This window comes from Bifidobacterium thermacidophilum subsp. thermacidophilum DSM 15837 (genome assembly GCF_000426425.1).
Taxonomy (GTDB): Bacteria; Actinomycetota; Actinomycetes; order Actinomycetales; family Bifidobacteriaceae; genus Bifidobacterium; species Bifidobacterium thermacidophilum.
The window spans coordinates 1-25,951 of the sequence record NZ_AUFI01000010.1; the positions used below are offsets into that span (position 1 = coordinate 1).

Below are 25,951 nucleotides of genomic sequence, written 5' to 3' on the forward strand. Positions count from 1 at the left end.
CACCACCCACACCCGAACAAACACGACGGGGCATGCCGGGACAAGCCCATGGCACACCCCGTCCGTGAACCGGCAAGAACCCAACCACACACACGACAGGCACGGCATATAGGAACCAAAGGTATTGCTTTAGGCGATCCATTTCTTCGCGTATGCGGCGGCATACACAACCAGACGGAAGGTGCCGGGCAACGACGGGATCGCCCGGCATTCGCCGGCCCGCGCATGACCGGGCATACGCGGCGCCCCGCTACCGGCATATCAGGCCTGCCGGGCGCCTGCTTCCGGCATATGGCGCATGTCCCGGCAAACGCATTTGAAAACTCCCCGGCCCGCACGGCAAGCTCGGTTGCATCCCCTGCGGCCGGCAAGGACACGGGATACACGTCCGATGCCACGACACGCCTACGGCCACAACACCTGCGGGAATCATAAGCAACAACCCTGGTTCCCATATGTCCGAGAAGCACCAAACTTTGAATACCGGGGACAGAAACTGTACAGAATGTTTGACAGTAGTGTAATACGCACCAGCAGCGTGACACGCAGAACAACACGCGTCACTGAAATTGGCACCTTCTATTAGACTGTTTATGGATATGTCCATACATCATGGCCCTGTGATCATCATGTGATTGCAAGGCCTACGGGATTCGTCCCACGGGAGAATATATGACGAGCAAGATCATCAAGGAATACACTGAGCCACTCACCACACCGATCAATGCTGATCGCAGCATCTTCACCATCCTTGAGGATCGTGCCGAGCGGACTCCGGAAGATACGCTGATTGAGTATCACGGTGCTGACGGCAGCTGGCAGCACTTCACCGCCCTTGAATTCAAGGACAAAGTCGTTGCCTTGGCCAAAGGACTGATCGCACGCGGCATCATGCCAGGCGATTCTGTCGGCATCATCGCCCATACATCATGGCAATGGACTGCCCTTGATCTGGCCATCATGTCCATTGGCGCAGTCACTGTTCCGGTGTATGAGACCAACTCTCCTGCACAAGTACGCATGATTTTCAACGATTCGCATGTACGCATGGCTTTCGCCGAAGATGACGGCCAGCGTGACAAAATCGAGTCTGTCCGGCAGGAATGCCCTGAGCTGGGAGACGTCTATGTTATTGCGATTGATGCGCTCGACGCCATTGAGACTTTCGGCAAAGGCGTGTCCGACCGAGAGTTCTATGAACGTGCGCATGCTGTCAAGGGTGACGATCTCGCGACCATCGTCTATACGTCGGGTTCTACCGGTACTCCAAAGGGTATCGAACTGAGCCACGGAAATTTCGTATTCATCGTGATGTCCGGCACCATCACCATGCCTGATGTCGTCACCAAGCCCGGTCGTCGTCTGTGGCTATTCCTTCCGCTAGCCCACGTCTTCGCGCGATACATGCAGTATGTGTGTTTCGCCGGGAATGTGACGCTCGGTCTGTCCAGCAATTTCAAGTCGATGCTCGCTGATTTCCATGCGTTCAAACCGACCTTCGTCCTTGCTGTACCGCGAGTCTTCGAGAAGATCTACAACGCCGCCTCGCAGAAAGCCGGCAAAGGCACAAAAGGACGGATTTTCGCTCGTGCCACTAATATCGCACGTGCATGGTCCCGTGCCCAGCAGAGTGGTAGCATTCCGGTTTCTCTGCGGATTCAGCATGCCATCTACAACCAGCTCGTATACAAGCAGATCATGGACGTCTTCGGCGGACAATGCGAATACGCGGTGTGTGGCGGCGCCCCTCTGGACATGTCGATCGCGCACTTCTTCAACGGCGTCGGTCTGCCACTGCTGGAAGGCTACGGTATGACTGAGACCTGCGCTCCTGCTTGCGTCAACCCGACGGTCGGCTATCGTATCGGCACATTGGGCAAGCCGTTCCAGGGAGTGAGTTTCGCAGTCGCCGATGATGACGAGTTGTACATCAAGAGCCCGGCCGTCTGCATCGGCTACCATAACCATCCCGAAATCACCAAGAGCCAGATTGTCGACGGATGGCTGCATACCGGCGATTTGGGAGATATCAGCGAAGACGGGTACATCAAAGTCACCGGGCGCAAGAAAGATATCATCATTACCGCAGGCGGCAAGAACATGTCTCCGGGCGAGGTTGAAGCCAGCGTCATGACATCCCCTGTTGTCGATCAGTGTGTGGTGATCGGTGACCGCAAGCCGTTCATCGCGGCACTGGTGACGATTGATTTGGCCGACGCCAACGCGTGGCTTGAATCCCAAGGTGCCGAACCGTGCAAGGATCTTGACGAAGCCAGTCGCAATCCGATTATCTACTCGGAGGTCGAGCGTGCGGTCAACAAGGCGAATGAGCTGGTATCCAGGGCTGAATCCATCAGGAAGTTCGAAATCCTGCCGGACACCTTCACCGAGCAGAACGGCATGCTGACGGCGAGCCTCAAGGCGCGGCGCCAGGCAATTGTCGAGCATTACAAGGATCTGATCGATCATCAGATCTATGTGCCGCGTAAGAAATAACGCCAATCAGTAGCTCCAACGAGACGAGGCCGTCTGACGGGTTCCGACCGTCAGACGGCTTTCGACTTACTATGGGGTGGAACTACCCGGTGGTACCACGCGCGCCGCTACTGAAACAAGGACAGGAGGGGTATGAGCGAGCATCCAGCCGTTGATGCTGACCGAGGTGCACAAGCAGAAGGCGCCGATACCGCAGATGGATTGGCACATTCCGCGGTCGCCGGTTCCGCAGCTGATGACCAGAGAATCGTTGCTCCGGTCGGCGTTGAGCACCGTGAAAGCGTGGATTCCGGTGTTGCCGACCGTTTGGCTGCATCCGACCGTCATATTGATTGTGCCGACAGCCGTACTGCCGGCCAAGTCACCGACCATATCGGCGAACACGATATTGACGGCGATTCCGCGTCCGCTTCCAGATTCGTCTCTTACGCCTCAACCGAATCAAGGCGCGACCGCATCCTGACCGCCCTGCGGTGGGCATGGCCGAACACGCTGCCTGTCTTGACCGGATACCTGTTCCTGGGTATCACGTATGGGGTGTTGATGACCACTCACGGATTCCCGTTCTGGCTCCCCATCGTTACGGCACTGGTGATATACACCGGTTCGATGGAATTCCTCCTCGTGGGGATCCTGTCATCGTCGTTCAACCCTTTGTCTGCGCTCCTGACAGCTGTGGTGGTCGGGGCGCGCCACTTGTTCTATGGGATCGCAATGCTTGGCAAATACCGGAATATGGGTTGGAAAAAGCCGTATCTCATTTTTACGACGAGCGATGAGACGTTCTCGGTGAATTATTCCGCCCGCATTCCGCGCGACCGGCACGTGGACCGCGGATGGTTCTACTTCTGGGTTTCCTTCCTCGACCAGATGTACTGGGTCGTGGGATCAGCGGCAGGCGCTGTGTTCGGCAGTCTCATCACTGTGGATATCAGCGGTCTTGATTTCGTGATGACGGCGATGTTCATGGTGATTTTCCTGCAGCAATGGTTCCAGGATGGCACATCGTTGCGCCACGTATTGACCGACCATGTCTGCGAACTCATCGGGGTCGTAGGCTCGCTCGCCGCGTTGCTGGTGTTCGGTCCGGAACGCTTCATCATCCCCGCCATGGCTATCATTCTTGTACTGCTGCTCGCGATACGCCGTCCGTTGGAACGCGGCATGAAACCTAAGGAACAACAATGACTTGGCAACAGCAGCTGATCACGATACTCGTGGTGATTCTGGGCACGGTGACCACACGGTTCACCCCATATCTCGTGTTTTCGGAAAACCGCCCGATACCGCCCGTCGTCAAGTATCTAGGCAAAGTGCTGGCGCCTGCGGTGTTCGGGCTGCTGATTGTCTATTGCCTGAGGAATGTGAGTGTCATCAGTGGCTCACACGGTTTGCCGGAACTCATCTCCTTGCTGGTCGTCACGGGATTATACGCGTGGAGACGTGACATGCTGACGCCGATGGTCGGGGGAACACTGTGCTATATGGTGCTCATCCACCTGTTGTAGTGCGGTATCTGCTTGGCATGTACAATGCATGCAGCATTGCAGCTCCGCCCGGGTGCTGACAGATCGATTTGCCGACGCTCGGGCGGAACTATCTCTCGCGGCTGCTGCCGCGCTTACTGATTGTTGTTGTCCGCTGTTGTCGTATCCACGACAGTACGACGCGGATTCCGTATGATATCGACCAGGCCCAGCACGCCGTTGATGAGCAGCAACAGTCCGACGATCCGCCACAGCATGTCGTTCGCGCCTCCGGGATGGATCGTGATGACCAATCCGACGACGAGCGCTACAATATCAAGGATGACCATGCCAAGCTGCTGGGAGGCACCGCCTTCTCGCAAGACAGGCACCAAATCCAATGCCGCGGACACCATGATGATGATACCCAGCGCCACAAACACCAATGAGACGAACACGCCGGGCGACATCAGGAATACTATACCGACCACAGCACATACCGCACACGAGAACAGCGTCAGCGTTGACTCGTTGTCGGTTGTATCGTCGTCCGATTTGCGGGCTTTCAGACCGGTATAGCCGAGAAATACCGCGCACAGAATCAGCGCAAATCCCGTGAACTGCACCAACAGCAGACTGGAATCCGGTTTGATGAGCAGCAACGCGCCGAGAATCATGTACAGTATCGGTTTGATCATTGGTGAATTCATGTTTGGCCGGTCCTTTCAACCACTTCGTCGATGAACGTTTCAGTCTGGTCATCCACCATGGTACTCGTCGGGGCGTCTATGCAAGTCGTGTCAGCACACGGTATCCGGTTATTTTTCTCGGCGTGTCGCCGGGATAGAATTGCCATACACTGACATTCTACGTGCAAGAGCCATGACCATGAGAAAGGCAAGCTGATGATCCTGACCACCACCCCCACCATCGAAGGCCACGCCATCGTCGAATACAAGCCCATCGTCTTTGGCGAAGTCGTCTCGGGCGTCAACGTCGTCAAAGACATGTTCGCCGGAGCCAGGAACTTCTTCGGAGGCCGTTCTCAGTCATACGAAGATGAACTCATGAAAGCGCGCGAGCAGGCGCTTAATGAGATGGCGCAACGCGCCCAACAGTACGGCGCGAACGCCGTAGTCGGCGTTGACATCGACTACGAGACTCTGGGCGAAGGCTCGAACATGCTGATGGTCACCGCGAGCGGCACGGCGGTCGTGGTTTCTTGATACTGGCGGCGCAGCGCACCTCATTGCGTATCTTCGAATAGAAGATTCCACTTTGCATCCGCGGGCTGCATGGCGGAATATGTTCACCGAGTGTGCCTGGCTGCAGTATTACGGACAACGTGGAGACGATATCGGATGGCTCAATACCGACCTCAGCGCAAACACTAAACGTACAAACAAAGGATGGCTTGAAATGAGCAGGACTGAACCTACACTAACAGGAGCGACACCGGGGCACGGCAGGCGCGAATCGTCCGGTCGTGATGCTGTGCGCGGACATGATCTCAATCCCACCGGGAGCGAGACCCCGGCGATCAAGCTGTCCGGTGTCGAATTCCGCAGACGAGGCAGGGTGATTCTCACCGATGTGAACCTGACCATCGCTCGAGGGGAGAAATGGGTGTTGTTTGGCCCGAACGGCATCGGAAAATCCACGCTCGTCAACATGATGAGCACCAGAGGATTCCCCTCGGAGGGAACGGTTGATATTCTCGACAACAGGCTTGGCAAAGTCGATGTATTCTCGTACCGTCCCTTAATCGGATTGAGCTCCGCGTCGCTCGCCAGGGAACTGCCCCCGCAGGAGGACCCGTTGGACGCAGTCGTCACCGCGCTCACGGCCACCTTGGGCCGTTGGCGTGATACGTATACTCCCGAGGAGTATCAACAAGCGCGGCAGCTGATGGCCGAATTCAATATCTCCTATCTCGAAGGCAAGCAAATGTATCGCCTGTCTGAGGGGGAACGCACACGTGTACTCATCTGCCGTGCGCTGATGGCTGATCCTCAGCTGCTGATTCTCGACGAGCCGACAACAGGTCTTGATTTGGGTGGTCGTGAAATTGCGCTTCGCGCGCTCGCCAGAATCGGCAGGGAAGACAGAGACCGGACCGTGGTGCTCGTGACGCATCGGCTGGAAGAAATCCCCCAAGGGTTCGACCATGTCGCGATTATGGGCAGGCTTGAAGGCTCCGAGGCAGACGCTTACGAAACCAATGTCGCCGGGGGAGACCCGCAACCGGGCACCATCGTCTACGCAGGCGATCTTGAGCGCGGATTCACCTCTGAACGGCTCAGCGGCATATTAGGTTTGCAGCTCAATGTCACCCATGAGCACAACAGGTGGGGTGCCTACGCCATCTGATGCTGCATCGGATTTGCCATCCGGCCAGAGCTGGTTCGCGTGGAGACGATGATGGGCGATGATGACTGGAAACGATGACTCGTTCAAACGGGGAAGCGGGTACGCCGACGGGACTTCGCCGACGGCGATAGCATAGACACAGAGTAACGAATAGCGCGTAGTACGCGGGGAAAGGACAGTATGCCGAACCGAGGAGTGTTGCAGGCCGGTGAGAAGGTGCAATTCACCGACCGGAAAGGCAAGCGGATCACCGACCAGCTGACCGTAGGTGGTACAACCCAAACCGAGCACGGCTTGATCATGCATGACCAGATCATTGGGCGGACCGAGGGGATTGTGGTCACGACTGTCAAAGCGAAACGTGAAGCACAGATCAACCAACAGCATCCCGAACGTGATGAAGGCAAACCATGGAAGTCCGCGCGCGCGATCGGCGGGTGGGAGTACGCGGTGATGCGTCCGCGTCTGGCCGATTATGTGCTGTCCATGCCTAGGGGCGCGCAGATCATGTATCCGAAAGACATCGCGCAGGTCATCCAGTTGGGAGACATCAGGCGAGGCATGAGGGTTCTGGAGTCCGGCGCGGGGTCCGGGGCCATGAGTCTGAATCTGCTGGATGCCGTGGGGTGCGAAGGGTCGTTGACCACCATCGAAATGAGGCCGGAATTCGCGAAGGTCGCCCTCGGGAACGCCACCGTGTATTTCGGTGAGCGTCCTGGATGGTGGGATTTGCGCATTGGGGATTTTGACAGTGTCGCACGTGAACTGCCGGAGCATGTCTTCGACAGAATCGTGCTCGACATGCTTGATCCGTGGAATCGCCTGGAACAGGCGTATCGTGTCATCGCCCCCGGCGGGGTGCTTGTCGCCTACGTCACCACGACCACGCAGTTGAGTCGTATGGCCGAGTCCCTGCGGCAGACGGGGGTGTGGACCGAGCCGGACATCCAGGAAACACTGGAACGCAGCTGGAAGGCCCAAGGTTTGGCTGTCCGCCCGGACCATCAGATGATTGGGCATACAGGCTTCCTCGTCGTCACCCGTGCCATGGCCGAAGGATGCCATGCATTGCATAAGCGGGATCGCGCCACGAAGGACACAACCACCGATGTCGACGAGTTGAGTGCGCAGCAACGTGCAGCGCAGCTCGAAGACTTGGAACTGCGCGATATCTCCGACAGAAAACTGCGCAAAGTCCTCCGCGACCTCGATGCGCAGGTCGCCAACATCTCCTCCGCACAATCAGGGCAGCAATCCAGCGCCGCCACATCCGCGGATGATGCTTTCTTGGAGTTGGATTAAGGACAAACCAAGTCGAAAGAGGCAGGAAATGGCACAATCACTGAAGAACATCGCCAAGACAGCGGACCGATATCGGTACGTGCTGCTGGTGATGCGTCACGCGAAAACCGAACCGGCGAATCTGGTGGGGGACCGTGCCCGTGAGCTGACGGACAAAGGCCGCAAACAAGCGAAAAACGTGGCGCGTGGAATCCAGTCTCTCAGACTGGTTCCTGACCGAATCGCGTGCTCGGGAGCGGTCCGCGCCCAGCAGACGCTGGACCGGATGCTCAAGGTGTTTGGTGACGGACCGCAGGTAGATTATCGGCAGAGCCTGTATGAGGGCGGAGTCCAGGCGGTGTTCGACGAAATCGCGCGCACGCCGGATAAATACCACAAACTCATGGTCGTCGGCCATGAACCCACGGTATCCATCGCATCCGAATGGATCGCATCGGAACGTTCGGAGCAGTCAGTACTTGACCGTCTTCAGCTGGGGTTGTCCCCGGCATCGGTGGTGGTATTCGGATCCGATAAACCGTTCTCGAGCTGGCAGGTGCATGCGGCGGATCTGCTCGCAGTGCTCAATCCCAAGGATTTCAGCGACTGAGGCGCTCTGCTGCTCGGAATGAACAACGGCAAGTAATAGGTGCACCGGATAACGTGTGAGTGAGCATGAGGCGGCGTGGTCAGCTACGTTTGTAGTCATCTATGTCCGTGAGGATCGAGAATCATTCGCGTCGCATGGCAATACCTTATTCTTTGATATCAGGCCAGGTTTTTCATCTGACGGTATTCACAGCCTGATGCCGCCTGATTGGTCGACGGCACCCGGGCTGGAAAGCGTGCGACGAGACCACATACCAACCGCCGAGATTGACGGCAATCCGCAGAAAACCGCGCTTTATACGAGGTGTCCGCCTGTTCGGTGCCGAAGCCGACAGTGTCTGGAATTCCATGGATATAAGTCAGTCTTATAACGACACCCATAATCGGCTGATGACCTTGTTACGCGGATTTTTGATATGGTGAGCGCGTTGCAATAGATATCCGTTTCGATTTTGGAGGACAGCCATATGACAGCACTGACTTCTGTTTCCGGGTTCCCGCGCATCGGCAGCAACCGAGAGCTCAAGAAGGTCATCGAGGGGTATTGGAAAGGCGCCAAGACGCTCGAGGACGTGCGTACCACTGCGAAGCAGCTGCGCGCCAACCATTGGAAGCTTCAGCAGGAAGCCGGCATCGGCCTCATCCCCAGCAATGATTTCAGCTACTACGACCAGATGCTCGACACCGCGATTCTTCTGGGCGCTGTCCCCGCACGGTATCAGCGTCTGGGCTTCGAACAGCCTGAGGACACGCTGTTCGCCATCGGCCGTGGCTATCAGGGCGACAAGGGCGACGTGACCGCGCTGCCGATGAAGAAATGGTTCACCACGAACTACCACTACATCGTGCCGGAAATCGAAAGCTCCACGCAAATCCACCTTGCCAGCACCAAGCCCTTCGACGAATTCAACGAGGCGAAGGCGCTGGGCATCGTCACCAAGCCAGTGCTCATCGGCCCGTACACCTTCCTCAAGCTCGCACGCGACCCGCAGGCAGAAGAACTCGAATTCGACCGCGGCCTGATCAACGACATCGCCTCCGTCTACGCGCAGGTGCTCGGCAAGTTCGCCGAGCTCGGCGCCCAGTGGGTGCAGTTCGACGAGCCGTACCTTGTGCTCGACAAGGAAGACGGCGATGTCGAACTGTTCAAGAGCCTGTATTCCAAGATCCTGCCCGCACGCGAAGGCAAGGTCAAGCTGCTGCTCAACACGTACTTCGGCCACATCGCCGATATCTACGAAACCGTGAACCTGTTAGGCTTCGACGGCATCGGGCTCGACCTGATCGAAGGCAAGGACGAGAACCTCGCCGCCGTGGACAAGTACGGCGTCGCCGAGGGAACGACCGTCTTCGCAGGCGTCGTCAACGGGCGCAACATCTGGCGCAACAACTACGCCGTCAGCCTTGGCGTAATCGACGCGCTGCGCACCAAGACCGACAACATCGCCGTGTCCACCGCATGCTCCCTGCTGCACGTGCCGTTCAGCACCGAAGGAGAGACCGGGCTCGAGCCGCAGGTGCTCAAGCATTTCGCATTCGCCGTGGAAAAGCTCGGCGAACTGCACGATATCGCGGTGTTGGCTGACCAGGACGATACCGCACGCCGCGACGCCAAGGCACTCGCCGACAACCAGGCGTTGTTCGACGGCACCCGCGTCACCCCGGACCAGGCGGTCGCCAAGCGTCTCGCCGCGCTGACCACCGACGATTTCGTCCGCCAGCCCGCTCGCGCAGAACGCCAGAAGCTGCAGCGTGAGGCACTCGGCCTGCCACTGCTGCCGACCACCACCATCGGCTCCTTCCCACAAACCAAGGAAGTGCGCACCGAACGCGCACGCCTGCGCAAGGGTGAAATCACCCGTGAACAGTACGACGAGTTCATCAAGCAGCAGATTGACGAATGCATCAAGCATCAGGAGCAGATCGGTCTCGACGTGCTTGTCCACGGCGAATTCGAACGCAACGACATGGTCGAATACTTCGGCCAGCATCTCAACGGCTTCCTGTTCACCAAGAACGCATGGGTGCAGTCCTATGGCACTCGCTGCGTGAAGCCTCCGATCGTGTGGGGCGACGTCTCCCGCGCCGAGCCGATTACCGTCGCATGGAGCGCTTATGCGCAGTCGCGCACCAAGCATGTCATGAAGGGCATGCTCACCGGCCCGGTGACCATCCTCAACTGGTCCTGGCCGCGTGAGGACGTCAGCCATGAATTGCAGACCCAGCAGCTGGCGCTCGCTATCCGCGACGAGGTGCTTGATCTCGAGAAGGCCGGCATCAAGGTCATCCAGATTGATGAGGCCGCCCTGCGCGAGAAGCTGCCGCTGCGCAAGAGCGACTGGCACAAGAAGTACCTGGACTGGGCGATTCCGGCGTTCCGTCTTGTGCACTCCGCCGTCAAGCCCACCACACAGATCCACACGCACATGTGCTATTCGGAGTTCAACGACATCATCCGCGATATCGACGCGATGGACGCGGACGTCATCTCCTTCGAGGCGTCCCGTGGCGATCTGGTCGTGCTGGACGCGATCCATGACGCGAACTTCGAGACCGAGGCCGGCCCCGGCGTGTATGACATCCACTCGCCGCGCATTCCGAGCGAAGCCGAGATCGAGCATCGTATCGATGAGATCCTCGCCAAGATGGACGTCAACAAGGTGTGGATCAACCCGGACTGCGGCCTGAAGACCCGTGGCAACGCGGAAACCTGGCCGAGCTTGGAACATCTGGTTGCCGCCGCCAAGGCGGTGCGCGCACGACTGGGGGAGTGACATGCACCAGCCGATGTTCTCCATCGAGGTGTTCCCGCCCAAGCGCAACGCGCCGGTGGGAACCATCTACGACACGCTCGACGGGCTGCAAGGCCTCAACCCCGATTTCATTTCGGTGACCTACGGGACCGGCAAGTCGTCAGACCGGACGGCGACCGCGCGCATCGCAAACACCATACGCAAGGAGTACGATATCCCGGTCGTCGCCCACCTGACCGCGCAGTACACCACGCGCGAGCAGGTCGATGAGGCACTTGACATGTTCAAGCAGGCCGGGGTGTCCGCGGTGCTCGCGCTGCGCGGCGACCCGGTTCCTGATCGCGAACCCGCGGGGGCGTTCGAGCATGCCAGCGATCTGGTTGCGTACATTCGCGAGCATGACCCGGATATGACGATTTTCGGAGCATGCTACCCGGAATGCCATCCGCAGGCCAGCGACCTTGACGAGGATATTAGCAATCTCAAAATCAAGGTGGATGCGGGTGCAAGCCACCTGATCTCCCAGTTGTTCTACGACAACGCGGACTTCTACCACTTCCTTGACAAGGCACGTGCCGCAGGTATCGATGTGCCGATTGAGGCGGGTATCATGCCGGTGACCAATGCCAAGCAGATCAGGCGCATGGTGCGCATGTGCTTGTCACGCGTGCCGTTGCCGCTGGAAGCGCTGCTTGACAAGTGGGGCGACGATCCGAAGACACTCAAACAGGCGGGTGTCATCTACGCGTCGAACCAGATCGCCGACCTTGTTGCCCACGGTGTCGACGGAGTGCACCTGTACTCGATGAACAAGCCGGCTGTCACCAGGCAGATCTGGCACAACGTCGAGGACCTGTTCTCGCCCGGGCAAACGGGCACAGACTTCGCCTGAGTAATCTATTGCAACAAGCCGGCGGACGGGCGCACCATTGCGGTGTGACTGTCCGCCGGCTTCTTATGTGGTGTGGGTCGCAGGGGCTGCAAAACTGAAGGATTGCCTTGGACTTCATTGTTCGGGCATTCGACATGTCTCGCCTTGTTCGGATGTGGGAGATTGTCTCGATTTTGAAGGGCATGCGATACCATCCCGAATCGGCGCGGGAGAAATGGCTTGTACGAGGTCACTGCGGGATACCTTCGCCGGCCCGAATGGGCCGATAACCCGAGAGGAAGGTGTAGCATCCCGCCTGTGTGAAACCGTTGGGACATGGAAGGCGAGCGAACGTCGTGCGAGAGTGCGGCGACCGGCCTACGCAGTGGGCACAGACCCGAGAACGGGGCGGGAATCATTCCAGCCCCGTTCTTTTTGCCTGAAAGGTGCTGATGGTCGGCTACAACAAGGAGAAGAAGCATCTTCTGTCGCAGATACGCAGGGAGGTGCTTCCTGTGTTATTGGCCGACTTGTGTGTCTGGTGGTGGGGTGTGTGGGAGTCTGGATTATCGTTCCGGTCTTTGCGTGTGACCTGTACGTCGTGGCACGCGAAGTTGAACAGATATCGACGAAAAATGGTAGAGCTGGTATGTGTTCTGCGGTTTGCACATGCCCGGACATACGCGAACCGGCATATAGGCTCCCGGGTGGACAGAACAACTTGTATCTGGTGTGCGGCGTATGTCCGGGCATGCGCGGCGTGGCACATTCGAACCGCCCGTGCGTCTTGAAGCACAACGGGTCGGTGCTGATTCCGGACATACATTCTGGCCTATACCCCGTAAAGGATTGCCGTGTGATTTCGCAATCGCATCTGGAGAGGATTGATTCGGCCGCCGGGCTGGTGCATGGCGGAATGGGCCAGTTGTGTGATTGCTTAGACGCATAGCGGGTAGATTGATACAGATGAAGGGCTCTGCGGTGGTGGCTGAGTGTGGTATTCGCCCGCGGTTATGCGTGAGTGTAGAGGCCTGCTGTGTTGAATCGGCATGTGGTGCGATTGCGCTGTTACACGGTGTTGTAGATAGACGTGGATTGAGGCCGTTGCGTCACGATATCTGTCCGCGGTGCGATTGCGCAGTGCCAGAGCATGGAGATATAACGCGGGAGGAGGCTGTTGTAATACAGTATCTGCCTGCGGTGCGATCAACAGGTCACACAGCTGCCTGTAATCACGTTGCTGTCATATCAGGCCCGTATTCCCCGCATCGGCGGTATATTGGAACTATGGATTCATCACCGGCATTTCCTTTCAGCACCCGTGATCTCATCCATATCGGATTCCAACGGTTGGACGAGGCTCGATCGGCTTTTTCGACACTTAACGAGTACGGCATCGGCGCCGACCATATCCGCCCGATCGCCGACGCATTGGCGAGCGCCCTCGACCCGGACACCGCAATCGACAATCTCATCGGCATACTCGACGGCCTGCCGCAGGACGATGACAGCGTGCGTCGCATCCTCGAAGACGCCACCGCCGCGCGTAGGCTCATCGCCGTGCTCGGGGCGAGCGACAAACTGGGTAAACTCATGCGCACCCGAGCCGACCTTGTCCGCTCCGCGGCCTTAGACCCCTGCCATAGTTGCGACTATAACCGTCCGCAACGGTTCGCCAAGCTCCTCGACGCGGTACAAGCCAAAACATTGGAACTTACCGACACACAGGAGGATGGCCAGACACATCTGGCGTACGAATCATCCCTGCCGTTGCCGGAGGCCACCGACCGCCTGCGTGCCGCCTACCGCCGCCAGCTTGCCGCAATCGTCGCCGTTGACGCCACCGCCGAACAGCCGTGTGACATTCAGCCGCGAATCAGTAAAGCGTTGTCGGACCTCGCGGACGCAGCACTCGAAGCGGCGCTCGCCATCGCCCGTCATGAGACCCCGGACAGTGCACGATGCCGGTTCAGCATCATCGGCATGGGCAAACTCGGCGCTCAGGAATTGAACTACGTTTCCGATGTAGATCTGATTTACGTGGTTGAACCCACCGACGCTGACACCGGCACGACCACGCTCACCCGCATCGGCACCAGAATGGGCACTATGCTGCAACGCGTCTGCCAATCCGTCATCATGGGTTCCAGCGAACCTCCATTATGGCAGATTGACGGCGGGCTTCGGCCTGAAGGCAAGGATGGCCCGCTGGTCCGCCGGCTCGAATCGCATCGCAGCTACTACGAGCAGTGGGCGCAGAACTGGGAATTCCAGGCGCTGCTCAAAGCCCGGCCGGCCGCGGGCGACAGCGAACTGTCACAAGCCTACTTGGAGATGACCCGGCCGTTCGTCTGGTCCGCTTCGAAACGCGACAATTTCGTCCAGGACTGCCAGCAGATGCGCCAGCGCGTCGAACGGCTTATCCCCGACAATCTCAAAGACCGTGAAATCAAACTTGGCCGAGGCGGCTTGCGGGACGTTGAATTCACCGTGCAGATGCTCCAGCTCGTCCACGGGCGCTCCGACACCACACTACGTAAACGTGGCACGCTGGCCGCACTCAAGGCGCTCGCCGACGGCGGATACGTCTCGCGTAAGCAGGCGACGCTATTGGCGCAGGATTACCGGTTCGAACGCGTGCTCGAACACCGCCAGCAGATGTGGGAACTCAAGCGCACCCACCTGTTCCCGGACCTCGGAACCGGCAATATCGGCGGCCTAGAACGCAAACGGGACATCGATATCGACGCGCTTAGCCACAATGAGGAACTTCGCCGGCTCGCGCGTACCTTCGGCCTGCACCCCGAGGAGCTCGTCGAACGCTACGACGAGACGCGGCGCGAAGTCAGGCGCCTGCACCTTGACATCTACTACCGACCGATGTTGCCGATCAGCGCGCGCATGGATGACGACCAGATCACCCTGTCTGACCAGGCGACCCGCGAACGGTTCGAATCCATCGGTTTTGCCGACCCCGACGCCGCCATGCGCCACGTCAAGGCGTTGACCGACGGCCTGTCACGCGCCGCGCGCATCAATCGTATCCTCTTGCCTGCCGTCCTCCAGTGGCTCGGGCAAGGGCAGAACCCGGATATGGGTCTGCTCAACTGGAGACGATTGGAAGAGCATTTTGGCGAAGACAGCGACTATCTCGGCTTCCTGCGCGACTCCCAATCCGCAGCGCAACGGCTGTGCCACATCCTGTCCAACTCGCGTTTCTTGGGCGACGCGCTCAATCGCTCGGTCGAATCCGTGACCTGGCTGGGCGACGATGACGAACTCAGGCCGCGCACCCGAGCCAGCCTCGACGTGCAATGCGACGGCATCATCACCCGCAACCGGTCGAGTCTCAAAGACACAGCCACGCTGTTGCGAGCCATGAGACGGCACGAGATCGAACGCATCGGACTGGGCTGGATGAGCGGCGTCATCGACGAGGACACCACCCTCACCGGCATGACCGACGTGTATGACGCAATCATCGATGCGGCCTTGCGCTGGGCGTTGGAACACCGCCGTACCATGATGGGTCTGGACGCATATCCGGCGGATATCGCCGTCATCGGCATGGGGCGCTACGGCGGCAGGGAAATCAACTTCAGCTCCGACGCCGACGCGATTCTCATCTACCGAGCCAACGGCACGGGAGATACCGGACAGGGAACGCCGGACGAGGCACTCGCCGCCTCCTACGCCAGACAGGTTACTGATGACGTGCGTTCCCTGCTGCAAGGCCCGTCCACGTTGGAGCCACGCATCGACCTTGACCTCGACTTGCGGCCGGAAGGCAAGAACGGTCCACTCATCCGCTCGTACGCCTCATGCGAGGAATACTACGGGTCCTGGGCGAGTACTTGGGAAAGTCAGGCGCTGATCCGTGCGCGGTATGCGGCGGGGGACGGCACGCTCGCCCATGATTTCCTTGACAATATCGCCAATCCGCTGCGCTATCCAACGGCACCGCTCAACGGGCAGCAGATCGGTGAAATCCGTAAGCTCAAAGCCCGTATGGAAGCTGAACGGCTGCCCAGGGGCGTGCGCCGCGACCGGCACCTTAAACTCGGCAAGGGTGGACTGTCCGACGTGGAATGGACCGTGCAGCTGCTGCAATTGGAGCATGCCGGCACCTGTCCCGAGTTGCGCACCGGGTCCACGATGGATGCGCTTGACGCGCTCGAAACCCAAGACATGCTCGGACACAAGGACGCGGACACGCTGCGTCGCGCATGGCGAATCTGCACCGCGGCCCGCAACGGCAACTACCTGTGGTCCGGACGTGCCGCGCGCGCGGACATCCTGCCTGACGACCTCGATTCGCTCGGTGGAATGGCCGTATATCTCGGGTATGGGGCCAATCGCGGCCAGCAATTCGAAAACGACATCCTCGCCTTGATGCGCCAATGCCGTGAGGTCGTGGAACGTCTGTTCTACGGGCAGCAGTAAGCTCCTGGCAGGCTTGGGGCAAGCTGACGCGACCGGTCCCGGCGAACCCGCGGTGACTCCGTGGCGCCGGGCCAACCCGCGCCGAACGCGAGTGTGCCGCGAGCTTGGCCGCAAGCCGCCGGCATGTCCCTGAATCGTCCTACAGTTGGCTAGGTCACATAAGGTGGCCACCTCTCAACAGGAAGGTGAGCCTTGTCTGAACTCAGTACCCAGTTGCCGGCAAACGGCGTTCCTCAAGAAACCGCATCGTCCATGGTCGGCAAAAGCGTGGTCACGCTTGACGATCTGACGACATCCCAGATTGTCGATTTGCTCCATAAAGCGCAGTACATCGAAACGCATCGTCATGAGGTGGCGCATACCTGCGACGGCAGGGTGCTGGCCACCCTTTTTTATGAGCCCAGCACGCGCACGCGTCTGAGCTTCGAAACGGCGATGCTCCGGCTCGGCGGCCATGTGATTGGTTTCGCCGGCGCCCAATTGTCCTCCGTGACCAAGGGCGAATCCATCGCCGACACCGTGAAAACCGTGTCCAATCTCGTCGACGTCATCGCGATGCGCCACCCCAAGGAAGGCGCGGCGCTCGTGGCGGCCCGTGCGGCCAAGGACTTCGGCATCCCCGTCATCAACGCTGGTGACGGCGGGCACATGCACCCCACCCAGACGCTCGCCGACCTCGCGACCATCACCTCGCGCTACGGCAGGATCACCGGGCTGACCATCGGCCTGTGCGGCGACCTGACCTTCGGACGGACCGTGCACTCGCTGGTCGAGACCCTGTGCCGTTTCGGCAACGTGAACTTCGTGCTCATCAGCCCAGATGAACTGAAAATGCCCCGGTACGTGATCGACCGCATCAAGCGCGCGCCCTCGTGCACCTACACCGAGGTGCGCGACCTCGCCGGCGTGATCGGCGATTTGGACGTGCTGTACATGACGCGCGTACAGAAGGAACGTTTCTTCAACGAGGACGATTACCTGCGCCTGCGCGACACCTACATTCTTGATGAGGCGAAGCTCCAGCTCGCCAAGCCGGACATGGCGGTGCTCCACCCGCTGCCGCGAGTCAACGAGATCTCCGTGGACGTCGACCATGATCCGCGTGCCGCCTACTTCGAGCAGGTGCACAACGGCATGCTCATGCGCATGGCCTTGGAAAGCTCGGTGGTCGGCGACACGCTGCCCGGGTACGAGGAATGGAAGAACGAGGAGGTCCACGCCTGATGGAAGTCACCAGCATCCGCAACGGCATCATCATCGACCACGTGCCCGCGGGCACCGCGCTCAAGGTACTGCAGTACCTGAAGATCGACCCGACCAGCACGAAGCTCGCGCTCATCATGAACACGGACAGCCGCCAGTACGGTTCGAAGGACATCATTAAGATCGAAGACGCGGGGGATTTGAACCTCGACGTGCTTGGCTTCATTGCGCGCCAGGCGACCATCGACATCGTGCGCGGCGGCAAGATCGTGCGCAAGGAGAAGCCGAATCTGCCTGAACACATGGTCAACGTCATCAAATGCAAGAATCCGCGGTGCGTGACCACCACGGAACGCGGAATCGACCAGATGTTCCATCTGGTGCACTCGGAACGCCAGGAATACCGCTGCGACTATTGCGACGAGGAAGCCAAGCTGTAAAGCCGTGCGCCGCGCGCGCCGAGGAAGGGAACGATGAGTATGCTCACGCTGCACGACATCCGCGTCTGGGATACGGGGGAGAGGATCGACCTCGTGATCCCCGGCACGGACGCCCAGCGCTACTTCGACGAGCCGGGAGCCATGTCCGACGGCGAGTTCGACGCCTCAGAGCTGACCGTGGCACCGGGGTTCGCCGACCCGCACGTCCACTTCCGCGATCCGGGGCAGACCTACAAGGAATCCATGCGTTCCGGGTGCGCGGCAGCGGCTTCCGGCGGCTACACGCGGGTGCTTATCATGCCGAACACCCTGCCCGCGATGGACGGCAAACCCGCACGTCCGGGCACGCCCGGCGCGGATGACGTGCTCGCCGCAGGGGCGCGCGACACCATCGACTACCTGCAGCATTACGACGAGACCCATGACGGCATGCTGCCCGCGCGCTACGACCTGTGCATGTGCGCATCCGTGGACCGGGCCGGAGAGAAGGCCACCGACCCCGAGGATTGGCGTGCACAGCTGCCCGGCGTCGGTGACGATGCCAAGGACCCGTGCCGACGGGCGCATCCGGTCACCGCGATCAGCGATGACGGCGCGGCCGTCCCGGACGCGATTCTCGACCAGGTGCTTGCCAACGCGAAAGCCACTGGACTCTACCTCATCGAGCATTGCGAACACCATGACAGCGGCATCATCAACGAGGGCCCGGTCAGCCGCAAGCTTGGCGTGCCCGGCATCCCCGAGGACACCGAGCTGCGCATCGTCACCCGTGATATCGAAGCTTCGCGGCGCACCGGCGTGCACGTGCATTTCCAGCATGTGAGCACCGCCGGGTCGTTCGAGGCGATTCGCGTAGCCAAGGCGGAAGGCCTGCCCATCACCTGCGAGACCGCACCGCATTATCTTGCATTGAGCGACGAGGCGATTCTCACCTACGGCGTCATGGCGAAAATGAACCCGCCGCTTCGTTCCGAAGCAGACCGCAGGGCCACCGTCGCAGCGATTGCGGACGGGACGGTCGACCTGATTGCCACCGACCACGCCCCGCACGCGCAAGATGAGAAGGCCGCGGGCCTTGAACAGGCGCCGAACGGAATCATCGGCCTTGAATGCGCGTACGGCGTATGCCATCGGGTGCTGGTGGACGGCGGCTACATCTCCGAACAGCGGCTCATCGAACTCATGTCCGTGGCTCCGGAGCACCTCATGGGGCATACGCCGACCGACGTGGCCGGACTGCTGAATACCTCCTCGCGATGCGCGACCAAACGCACCCTGGACCTTGCTGCGGTGGAGCACCCCGAAACCGTGGATTTGGCGATTCTCGACACCTCCCGGCACTGGACCGTGGACAAGAACCACTTCCATTCCAAGGCGCGCAACACGCCGTTCGACGGCTGGCAGGTCACCGGCCTGCCGCTCGCCACTATCATCGGCTCGCGGCTGGTGTTCTCCCGTATCGGAGTCTGAACCGGCAACCGTCGCAATACCCAAGCCACATGCTCACAGCGTTTTGAAAGAAGGCACATGGACAAGCTCATCGAAGCGATCAATACGACGCACAATCCAAGCGTCGTCGGGCTCGACCCGACCGACCAGGTGGTGCCGGCGCAGCTCATCGACTCCTTCCACGAGGAGGTCGCCGACCAAGTCGATGACCCGGCTGAAATCCCCGCCATGCAGCGTGCGGTCGCATATTTCGAGTTCAACCGCGCGATTATTGACGCGATCGCGGGCATCGTGCCTGCCGTCAAACCGCAAATCGCGATGTATGAAGCCTTGGGGCCCGCCGGCATCGACACCTATGAGATGACCTGCGAATACGCGCAATCCCAAGGCCTGTACGTACTCGGGGATATCAAGCGCGGCGATATCGGCTCGACGGCCGCCGCCTACGCGCGGCATCTGGGCGGGCTCAACGCGCAGGACGGCGATGCTCTCGACCTGTGGCACGAGGACGCCGTCACCGTCAACCCGTATCTGGGCACGGACGGCATCACCCCGTTCGTGGACGCGGCCAAGGCAGCCGACAAGGACCTGTTCGTGCTGGTACGCACCTCCAACCCGTCCAGCAAGGAAATCCAAGAGCTCGAGCTCGCCGACGGGACACGCCTGTACGAGCGTGTCGCTGACCTCGTCGAGCAGTGGGGCGCCGAAACGCTTGGTGCATCCGGATACACGCGTGTCGGCGCGGTCGTCGGTGCAACCCACCCTGAGCAAGGCAAACAGTTGCGCGAACGCATGCCGCATACCTTCTTCCTAGTCCCCGGCTACGGGGCGCAAGGCGGCACCGCGCAGGATGTCGCCGGCATGTTCGATGCCGAAAGCTCCGGGGCGATCGTCAACTCGTCGCGCGGCATCATCGGCGCATGGCGCAAGAACGGCGGATACGACGAGAACATGTCCGCTGACGATGCGCTCGCCCTGGTCGCCACCAGCGCCCGGGACGCGGCAATCGCCATGCGGGACGACCTGGAGGCCACGCTCGCCTGACACACCGCGTAACACCGAAGCAATAGAATGCACCCGTCGGCGGACGTCTCGCACGTTCAGCCGCACAGGTTCAGCCACCCACAGCTACCAAGCCCAACAGCCCAAAGGAGAGGCAATGCCCAACGCAACGTTTATCCCAACCTTCGACGTGACCGCCGAAGCATCCCGTGCGGGACGCTTCCCCGGCAGGCGCACCGTACCGGTGGTGGATAACCGCAGATTGTCGGATGGCATCTATCGACTTACCTTCCGTGACAGCTACATCGCGGGACATGCCAAGCCGGCCCAGTTCGTGGATCTGTATTCCGCGGATCCCACGCGCCTGATGCCCCGGCCGTTCGGCGTCAGCGAAGTCGAGGGCGATGACGTGAGCCTGATCTTCGCGGTCGTTGGCAAGGGCACCGAGGAGTTCTCCCGGCTGGCAGCAGGCGATACCGTCGATGTCATGGGCCCCTTGGGGCGTGGATTCGACATGAAAGCTGCCGCGAACTATGTGCTGGTGGCGGGTGGTCTCGGCGTGCCACCGCTGCTGTATGCCGCCCAGAAGCTCGCGTTGCGTGATGACGCGACCGCGACCGCCGCGTTCGGGTATCGTGACGAACGCTTCGCCGACGAACTGGTGGCAAAATACGCGGAACGTGTGGAAAGCATCACAAACGCGCAAGGCAATGTCGTCGATCTGCTTGATTCGATCGAGGATTCGCTGGTCAACGGGGAACTGCCGCCGGTCATCCTGTCCTGTGGCCCGATGCCGATGATGCGTGCCGTCGCCTCCTGGGCGGTCGCGCGCGATATCCCATGCCAGTTGAGCCTCGAGGCGCGTATGGGCTGCGGGTACGGCACCTGCTACGTGTGCGTCGTCGACACGGCGGAGGGACGGCAGAAAGTGTGCGTCGCCGGCCCAGTATTCACCCCGGAACAACTCGGATGGGACAAGTAGAGGTCAAGGCACGATGCAGGAGCAGCAGATGGACAAGCAGATCAACGTTTACGAACCGCACGAATGGAAGCACGGCACTGTCGTTGCCGGCGTCGAGTGGAAGAACCCGGTGGGCACCGCCTCAGGCACGTTCCAGTATGACGCGTGCCACTGGTTCTACGATGTCAGCCAGATGGGCGCGGTGACCACCAAGGGCGTTTCCCCGGTCCCGTGGGAAGGCAATCCCGGGCCGCGTACGGCCGAAACCCCGGCGGGCACGGTCAATTCGGTCGGCTTGCAGAACCCGGGTGTCGACCATTATCTCGTCGACGAGCTGCCCAAGCTCAAGAAGGAAGGCGCGACGGTTGTCACCAATGTGGCCGGCCATTGCGATGACGACTACGCCGAAGTGGTCGCCAAACTTGCCGATTGCCCTGCGGATATGCTGGAAATCAACGTGAGCTGCCCGAATGTCACCCACGGCGGCATGAGCGTGGGCACCGACCCGGTAGCACTCAACCGGCTGATTACCCGCTTGCGTCATATCACCTCGAAGCCTTTGATTGTGAAACTCACCCCGAATGTGACGGATATCGTCCCGATTGCGAAAGCCGCGGTGGACGGCGGTGCCGACGCGTTGAGCATGATCAACACGCTGGTCGGCATGCGTATCGACATCCGCACGGGCGAGCCGATTCTCGCGAACCGCACGGGTGGCGTGTCCGGGCCGGCGATTTTCCCGATCGGCCTGAGCTCCGTATGGCGTGTGCGCCAGGCGTTGCCCGATATTCCGATTATCGGCATTGGCGGCATCGATTCCGGTGAAAAAGCCTTGGAATACCTGTATGCTGGGGCGAACGCCGTCGAGGTCGGTGCTGTGGCGTTGTATGAGCCGACTGCTCCGATGCGTGTGGCCCGCGAATTGGACGACCTGCTGGACTCCCGGCCCGAGCTTGCCGCGAAACTTGCCGCAGGCCAGACTTGGCGGTGACGGTCAACCCCCTTGCGGTACCCTGATGTTCCGGTAACCGTCTGCACCCAGTGCAGGCATCGGCCGTGCCCTGGAGTGTGGCCGAATAGAGAAAGGATCCTCTGACCTATGACTGAGCAGAAAGTGCCGCTCGACCGGAGATTCACCTCGTTCCTCTTGCAATCGCAGGCATTGAAGTTCGGAGATTTCACCCTGAAGTCAGGCCGTCGCTCACCGTATTTCATCAACGCGGGAGCCTTCGACACCGGTCGCAAAATTGCTTTGCTTGGCTCGTTCTACGCTGAGAAGATCAACACCGCAATTGCGGACGGAACCCTGCCCGGGGATATAGATACCGTGTTCGGGCCAGCGTACAAGGGCATCCCGCTGGCGGTTTCCACGGCGATCGCCCTGACCGCGCAATACGATATGGGCGTCGGCTACACCTTCGACCGCAAGGAGCGCAAGGATCACGGTGACGGCGGCATGTTCGTCGGGACCCAGCTGCGTGACGGCATGAAAGTGCTGCTTGTCGACGATGTGATGACCGCGGGAACTGCCGTACGCGAGGTCGTGCCCAAACTGCGCGAGGCGGCCGACGTGCAGATTGTCGGACTGGTGTTGTCGGTCGATCGCATGGAGAAAACGCGGGATAGCAATATATCCGCCGTCGCCGCCGTGCAGCAGGAGTTCGGCTTCCCGGTCGTTTCCATCGCGAACGTGCGTGAGATTTTCGATGCGGCGTCGCATATGACCGGCGATGATGGCCTGCCGCTGCTCGACGAGGACATCAAGACGCGTGCCAAGGAGTATCTCGACACGTATGGCGCGTGACAACCGCATGATGTGATTCGCACGTCACTGCGGACAACGGCCGGCCAGGAACCACCGTATGGGGTTCCCGGCCGGCCTTATCGTTATTGCGTTCGTGTCGGTATGCGACGTCCTCACATCCGGTGAGCGTCGAGCGACGTCTTGCGCCTTGCGGGATTAGTCGATGAGCTTATACCCGTGGGAGGCGATCACCGTACGCAGCTTGTCCAGATAGGTCTGCGCGGCGGTCGAGAGTTTCGCACGCTCGTTGGTGATCCAGCCAAGCAGCATCGTCTCGTCCGTGTCCAGTGGCACGGTGACGATCTTCTCATTGTTGAGGTCGCCGTTGTCGATGCCCGTGCACACGGTGTAGCCGTTGAGACCGATAATGAAGTTGAGAATCGTCGCACGGTCGGTCACGTTGATTTGCTTGGGGGAGTACTCCGGCCACACCGCTTCCTCGGCGAAATAGAAGCTGCCCTCGGAGCCTTGTTCATACTGGATGAACGGGAAGGGCTTGAGGTCTTCCATCGTGACTTTTTTCTTGCCGGCCAGCGGATTGTCTCGCGAGATGAACACATGCAGGTTCGCACGGAACAGCGGGTGGAACACGAGATGCTTCTCGCGCAGCAGCTTGTTGATCACGTTTTTGTTGAAATCGGACAGATACAGGATGCCGATTTCGGACTGCATGTTGGCGACCTGGTTGATGATGTCCTTGGTGCGTGTCTCGCGGATGGTGAACTCGTATTCGTCGGATTTAATTGAGTTGATCATTTCGACGAACGCCTCGACAGCGAACATGTAATGCTGGGTCGAGACGCTGCACAGCTGCTTGCGTGGCTTCGCATTCTTGTAGCGTTCCTCGAGCAGTGAGGCCTGGTCGAGCACCTGACGCGCATAGGTGAGGAATTCCGCGCCGTCCACGGTCAGCGCGATGCCCTGGGAGGATCGGGTGAAGATCTCGATGCCCAGCTCGTGCTCCAGTTCCTTGACCGACGAACTCAAGGCCGGTTGCGAGACATACAGCTCGTGGGAGGCCTCGTTCATCGAACCACATTCGACGATTTTGACGATGTACTTGAGTTGCAAGAGAGTCATAAGAGGATTTTATATCACGAGGATGTCAAGAATCGGGTGGTTATATCCACATGCTGGTGTGGCCCTCAACACCGGATCAGATCCGCACGCCCAACAATTGCAGCTCGCGTCTGGCGTGCGTCGCGTCATCGAACAGGAACGCATGCATGCCCACGGATTTCGCACCCTCGACATTGCGCGGCGTGTCGTCGAAGAACACGCTGGATGCGGGGTCGGCGATGCCGAAACGGCCCAAAGCCAGACGGTAGAAGCCCGCGTTCGGCTTGAACTGCTTCTCCACGCCCGACACCACGGTCCCGTCGAGCAGTTCCTTGAGCTGTGGGAACTTGTCGAACGCGAAGTGGAAGGTCTCATACGACCAGTTCGTCAACCCCCACACGCCGTATCCGGCGGCCTTCAAATCCTTGAGGAGCGATTCCATGCCCGGGATGATCCGCGTCAGGGAATCGTCGTAGCGGGCGATGTAGTCGGCAAAGATATCGGCGATGTCATCCCCGTGGTCGTGCCTGACATTCGGGAGGATATCCGCGAGCGCCTCACCGTGGTCCATACGGTCCTCATAATCGAAGAAGCCATACGGGTCGTCCGGTGCGCAGATGCGGTCGACCAGACTGTCGGGGTAGCGGCCGCGCAACGCGGCACCACACTGCCAGTCGATCAGGACACCGCAGAAATCGAACACGACATCGCTGATCGCCGCAGCTTCATGTTCCGTGGGCTCTGCGTGCTTCTTGCCGTCCTGCGGTCCTGCCGTCTGCGTTGCCAGTGTCGTCATGCTGTCCCTTCCTATGGGCCTCGGCGATGGTCACCGACGCGCGCGTCATTCATCAGTCAGCTCCGCCAGCGACCAAGCCCGCACCACAGTCTAGCGGCAACGGCCCCCGGACTTGCGTAGACCGGCGTATCGGGGATATGAACATCTCGGGAACGTATCGCAAACAGGGCGTGGCTCACTCTTCGCCGGGTTGGAATACCTGAACGTACAGAATCTGGGTATTTTCGTCCGCGCATCCGGTGAGGCCAGTGGCATCGATGCTGAGGGCGTCCGTCTGGTCCGGAGGGTAGATGAGCATCGTGTCAGCAGCGGTTGGTGTGCAATCCGCGGCATCGAAATTCTCAGCGTTCACGATGCGCAGGGCGCTGTGCGCGGATTGCCCCGGCTTGAGTGTGATCGTGGAGGCAGTGACTGTGCTGTCGCGCTTCGCTGCAGCGCCGATTTGCGTGTCACCGTGACGTAGAGAAACGCCCGGATATCCACGCAACGTGCAGGTTTGCGAACCGGAATTGGTCAACACCAGATACGGGTAGGAGCTTCCCGCGCCCCCACCCGCGCCTTGCGTCAGCTTCGCGGTCAGTTCCTTCGTGGTGCATGCGCCGGTAGCGGCGGCGGAAGAGGAGGCCGATGCCGAGGCGGACGGTGAAGATGCCGACGCGGTGGAGGAGGGGGATTGTGAAGCTGCGGGGGACGATGCCGAGGCGGACGGGCTGGCATTCGTTCCGGATATCGAGCCGCACGCGCACAGGGAGCCGGCCATCACCGCCGCACTCAATGCGATTACCGCCCACGCCCGAGCCGGGGAATGAGCCCCGGACCGCCGTGATGAACCGGTACCGGACGACAAACCGTTGGAACCATTGCCATGTCGGGAAACGATCATGATATGTCCTTCCTCAGCGAAGCGCACAAACTCTTCTACCATTCTCCTACTGTTGACGCATACGA

Annotated in this window: 21 protein-coding genes; 17 read left to right on the forward strand and 4 right to left on the reverse strand. The window is 60.0% G+C overall.

Annotated features, from left to right (window positions below; translation table 11 throughout):
• The first annotated feature begins 672 nt into the window (after positions 1–672).
• The 3 genes from K315_RS0106260 (at position 673) to K315_RS0106270 (ending at position 4,004) form a co-directional block, all read left to right on the forward strand.
• Positions 673–2,496, forward strand: a complete 1,824-nt coding sequence (locus K315_RS0106260; protein ID WP_152571413.1) for an AMP-dependent synthetase/ligase — start codon at positions 673–675, stop codon at positions 2,494–2,496.
• A 132-nt stretch (positions 2,497–2,628) separates the two neighbouring features.
• The gene (locus K315_RS09600) at positions 2,629–3,684 is read left to right on the forward strand and encodes an AzlC family ABC transporter permease (RefSeq protein ID WP_029576683.1); all 1,056 of its coding nucleotides are present in this window, start codon (positions 2,629–2,631) and stop codon (positions 3,682–3,684) included.
• Positions 3,681–4,004, forward strand: coding sequence for a branched-chain amino acid transporter permease (locus K315_RS0106270; protein ID WP_029576684.1), 324 nt, complete (start codon positions 3,681–3,683; stop codon positions 4,002–4,004). Before K315_RS09600 ends, K315_RS0106270 begins: the two co-directional genes overlap by 4 nt.
• A gap of 113 nt (positions 4,005–4,117) precedes the next feature.
• Here the strand turns inward: K315_RS0106270 and K315_RS0106275 are convergent, their stop codons facing one another.
• The gene (locus K315_RS0106275; RefSeq protein ID WP_152571414.1) at positions 4,118–4,672 is read right to left on the reverse strand and encodes a DUF308 domain-containing protein; all 555 of its coding nucleotides are present in this window, start codon (positions 4,670–4,672) and stop codon (positions 4,118–4,120) included.
• A 192-nt stretch (positions 4,673–4,864) separates the two neighbouring features.
• Here K315_RS0106275 and K315_RS0106280 point away from each other — a divergent pair, with 192 nt between their 5' ends.
• The 14 genes from K315_RS0106280 (at position 4,865) to pyrE (ending at position 23,148) form a co-directional block, all read left to right on the forward strand.
• Positions 4,865–5,188, forward strand: a complete 324-nt coding sequence (locus K315_RS0106280; protein ID WP_202962331.1) for a putative heavy metal-binding protein — start codon at positions 4,865–4,867, stop codon at positions 5,186–5,188.
• Between the two features lie 193 nt (positions 5,189–5,381).
• The gene (locus K315_RS0106285) at positions 5,382–6,332 is read left to right on the forward strand and encodes an ABC transporter ATP-binding protein (RefSeq protein WP_029576687.1); all 951 of its coding nucleotides are present in this window, start codon (positions 5,382–5,384) and stop codon (positions 6,330–6,332) included.
• Between the two features lie 180 nt (positions 6,333–6,512).
• A complete protein-coding gene (locus tag K315_RS0106290; RefSeq protein ID WP_029576688.1) occupies positions 6,513–7,634 on the forward strand; it encodes a tRNA (adenine-N1)-methyltransferase in 1,122 nt (373 codons plus the stop codon).
• Positions 7,635–7,662: 28 nt separating this feature from the next.
• Positions 7,663–8,223 carry a SixA phosphatase family protein gene (locus K315_RS0106295; protein ID WP_029576689.1) on the forward strand — a complete coding sequence of 187 codons (561 nt, stop codon included), beginning with the start codon at positions 7,663–7,665 and terminating at the stop codon, positions 8,221–8,223.
• A 466-nt stretch (positions 8,224–8,689) separates the two neighbouring features.
• The gene (gene metE / locus K315_RS0106300) at positions 8,690–10,996 is read left to right on the forward strand and encodes a 5-methyltetrahydropteroyltriglutamate--homocysteine S-methyltransferase (protein WP_029576690.1); all 2,307 of its coding nucleotides are present in this window, start codon (positions 8,690–8,692) and stop codon (positions 10,994–10,996) included.
• Position 10,997: 1 nt separating this feature from the next.
• Positions 10,998–11,867 carry a methylenetetrahydrofolate reductase [NAD(P)H] gene (metF, locus tag K315_RS0106305; RefSeq protein ID WP_029576691.1) on the forward strand — a complete coding sequence of 290 codons (870 nt, stop codon included), beginning with the start codon at positions 10,998–11,000 and terminating at the stop codon, positions 11,865–11,867.
• Between the two features lie 1,266 nt (positions 11,868–13,133).
• Complete coding sequence (locus K315_RS0106310) at positions 13,134–16,289, forward strand: bifunctional [glutamine synthetase] adenylyltransferase/[glutamine synthetase]-adenylyl-L-tyrosine phosphorylase (protein WP_029576692.1); 3,156 nt, start codon at positions 13,134–13,136, stop codon at positions 16,287–16,289.
• 252 nt (positions 16,290–16,541) lie between these two features.
• On the forward strand, positions 16,542–17,513 hold the full coding sequence (pyrB, locus tag K315_RS0106315) for an aspartate carbamoyltransferase (protein WP_029576693.1): 972 nt from the start codon (positions 16,542–16,544) through the stop codon (positions 17,511–17,513).
• Positions 17,513–17,932, forward strand: coding sequence for an aspartate carbamoyltransferase regulatory subunit (locus tag K315_RS0106320; RefSeq protein WP_029576694.1), 420 nt, complete (start codon positions 17,513–17,515; stop codon positions 17,930–17,932). The genes pyrB and K315_RS0106320 overlap by 1 nt, the downstream gene beginning before the upstream one ends.
• A gap of 39 nt (positions 17,933–17,971) precedes the next feature.
• Positions 17,972–19,402, forward strand: coding sequence for a dihydroorotase (locus tag K315_RS0106325; protein WP_029576695.1), 1,431 nt, complete (start codon positions 17,972–17,974; stop codon positions 19,400–19,402).
• Between the two features lie 57 nt (positions 19,403–19,459).
• Entirely contained in the window at positions 19,460–20,425 is a 966-nt protein-coding gene (pyrF, locus tag K315_RS0106330) for an orotidine-5'-phosphate decarboxylase (RefSeq protein WP_029576696.1), read from the forward strand.
• A gap of 115 nt (positions 20,426–20,540) precedes the next feature.
• On the forward strand, positions 20,541–21,365 hold the full coding sequence (locus tag K315_RS0106335; RefSeq protein ID WP_029576697.1) for a dihydroorotate dehydrogenase electron transfer subunit: 825 nt from the start codon (positions 20,541–20,543) through the stop codon (positions 21,363–21,365).
• A gap of 13 nt (positions 21,366–21,378) precedes the next feature.
• A complete protein-coding gene (locus tag K315_RS0106340; RefSeq protein WP_033520539.1) occupies positions 21,379–22,335 on the forward strand; it encodes a dihydroorotate dehydrogenase in 957 nt (318 codons plus the stop codon).
• Positions 22,336–22,443: 108 nt separating this feature from the next.
• Positions 22,444–23,148, forward strand: a complete 705-nt coding sequence (pyrE, locus tag K315_RS0106345; RefSeq protein ID WP_033520540.1) for an orotate phosphoribosyltransferase — start codon at positions 22,444–22,446, stop codon at positions 23,146–23,148.
• Between the two features lie 156 nt (positions 23,149–23,304).
• Here the strand turns inward: pyrE and K315_RS0106350 are convergent, their stop codons facing one another.
• From K315_RS0106350 to K315_RS0106360, 3 genes are all read right to left on the reverse strand, one after another.
• Positions 23,305–24,228, reverse strand: a complete 924-nt coding sequence (locus tag K315_RS0106350; RefSeq protein WP_029576700.1) for a LysR family transcriptional regulator — start codon at positions 24,226–24,228, stop codon at positions 23,305–23,307.
• Positions 24,229–24,304: 76 nt separating this feature from the next.
• Positions 24,305–25,003 (reverse strand): HAD family hydrolase, encoded by a 699-nt coding sequence (locus K315_RS0106355; RefSeq protein WP_029576701.1) that lies wholly within the window; start codon positions 25,001–25,003, stop codon positions 24,305–24,307.
• A gap of 175 nt (positions 25,004–25,178) precedes the next feature.
• Complete coding sequence (locus K315_RS0106360) at positions 25,179–25,886, reverse strand: DUF4232 domain-containing protein (protein WP_162142814.1); 708 nt, start codon at positions 25,884–25,886, stop codon at positions 25,179–25,181.
• Between the last annotated feature and the right edge of the window lie 65 nt (positions 25,887–25,951).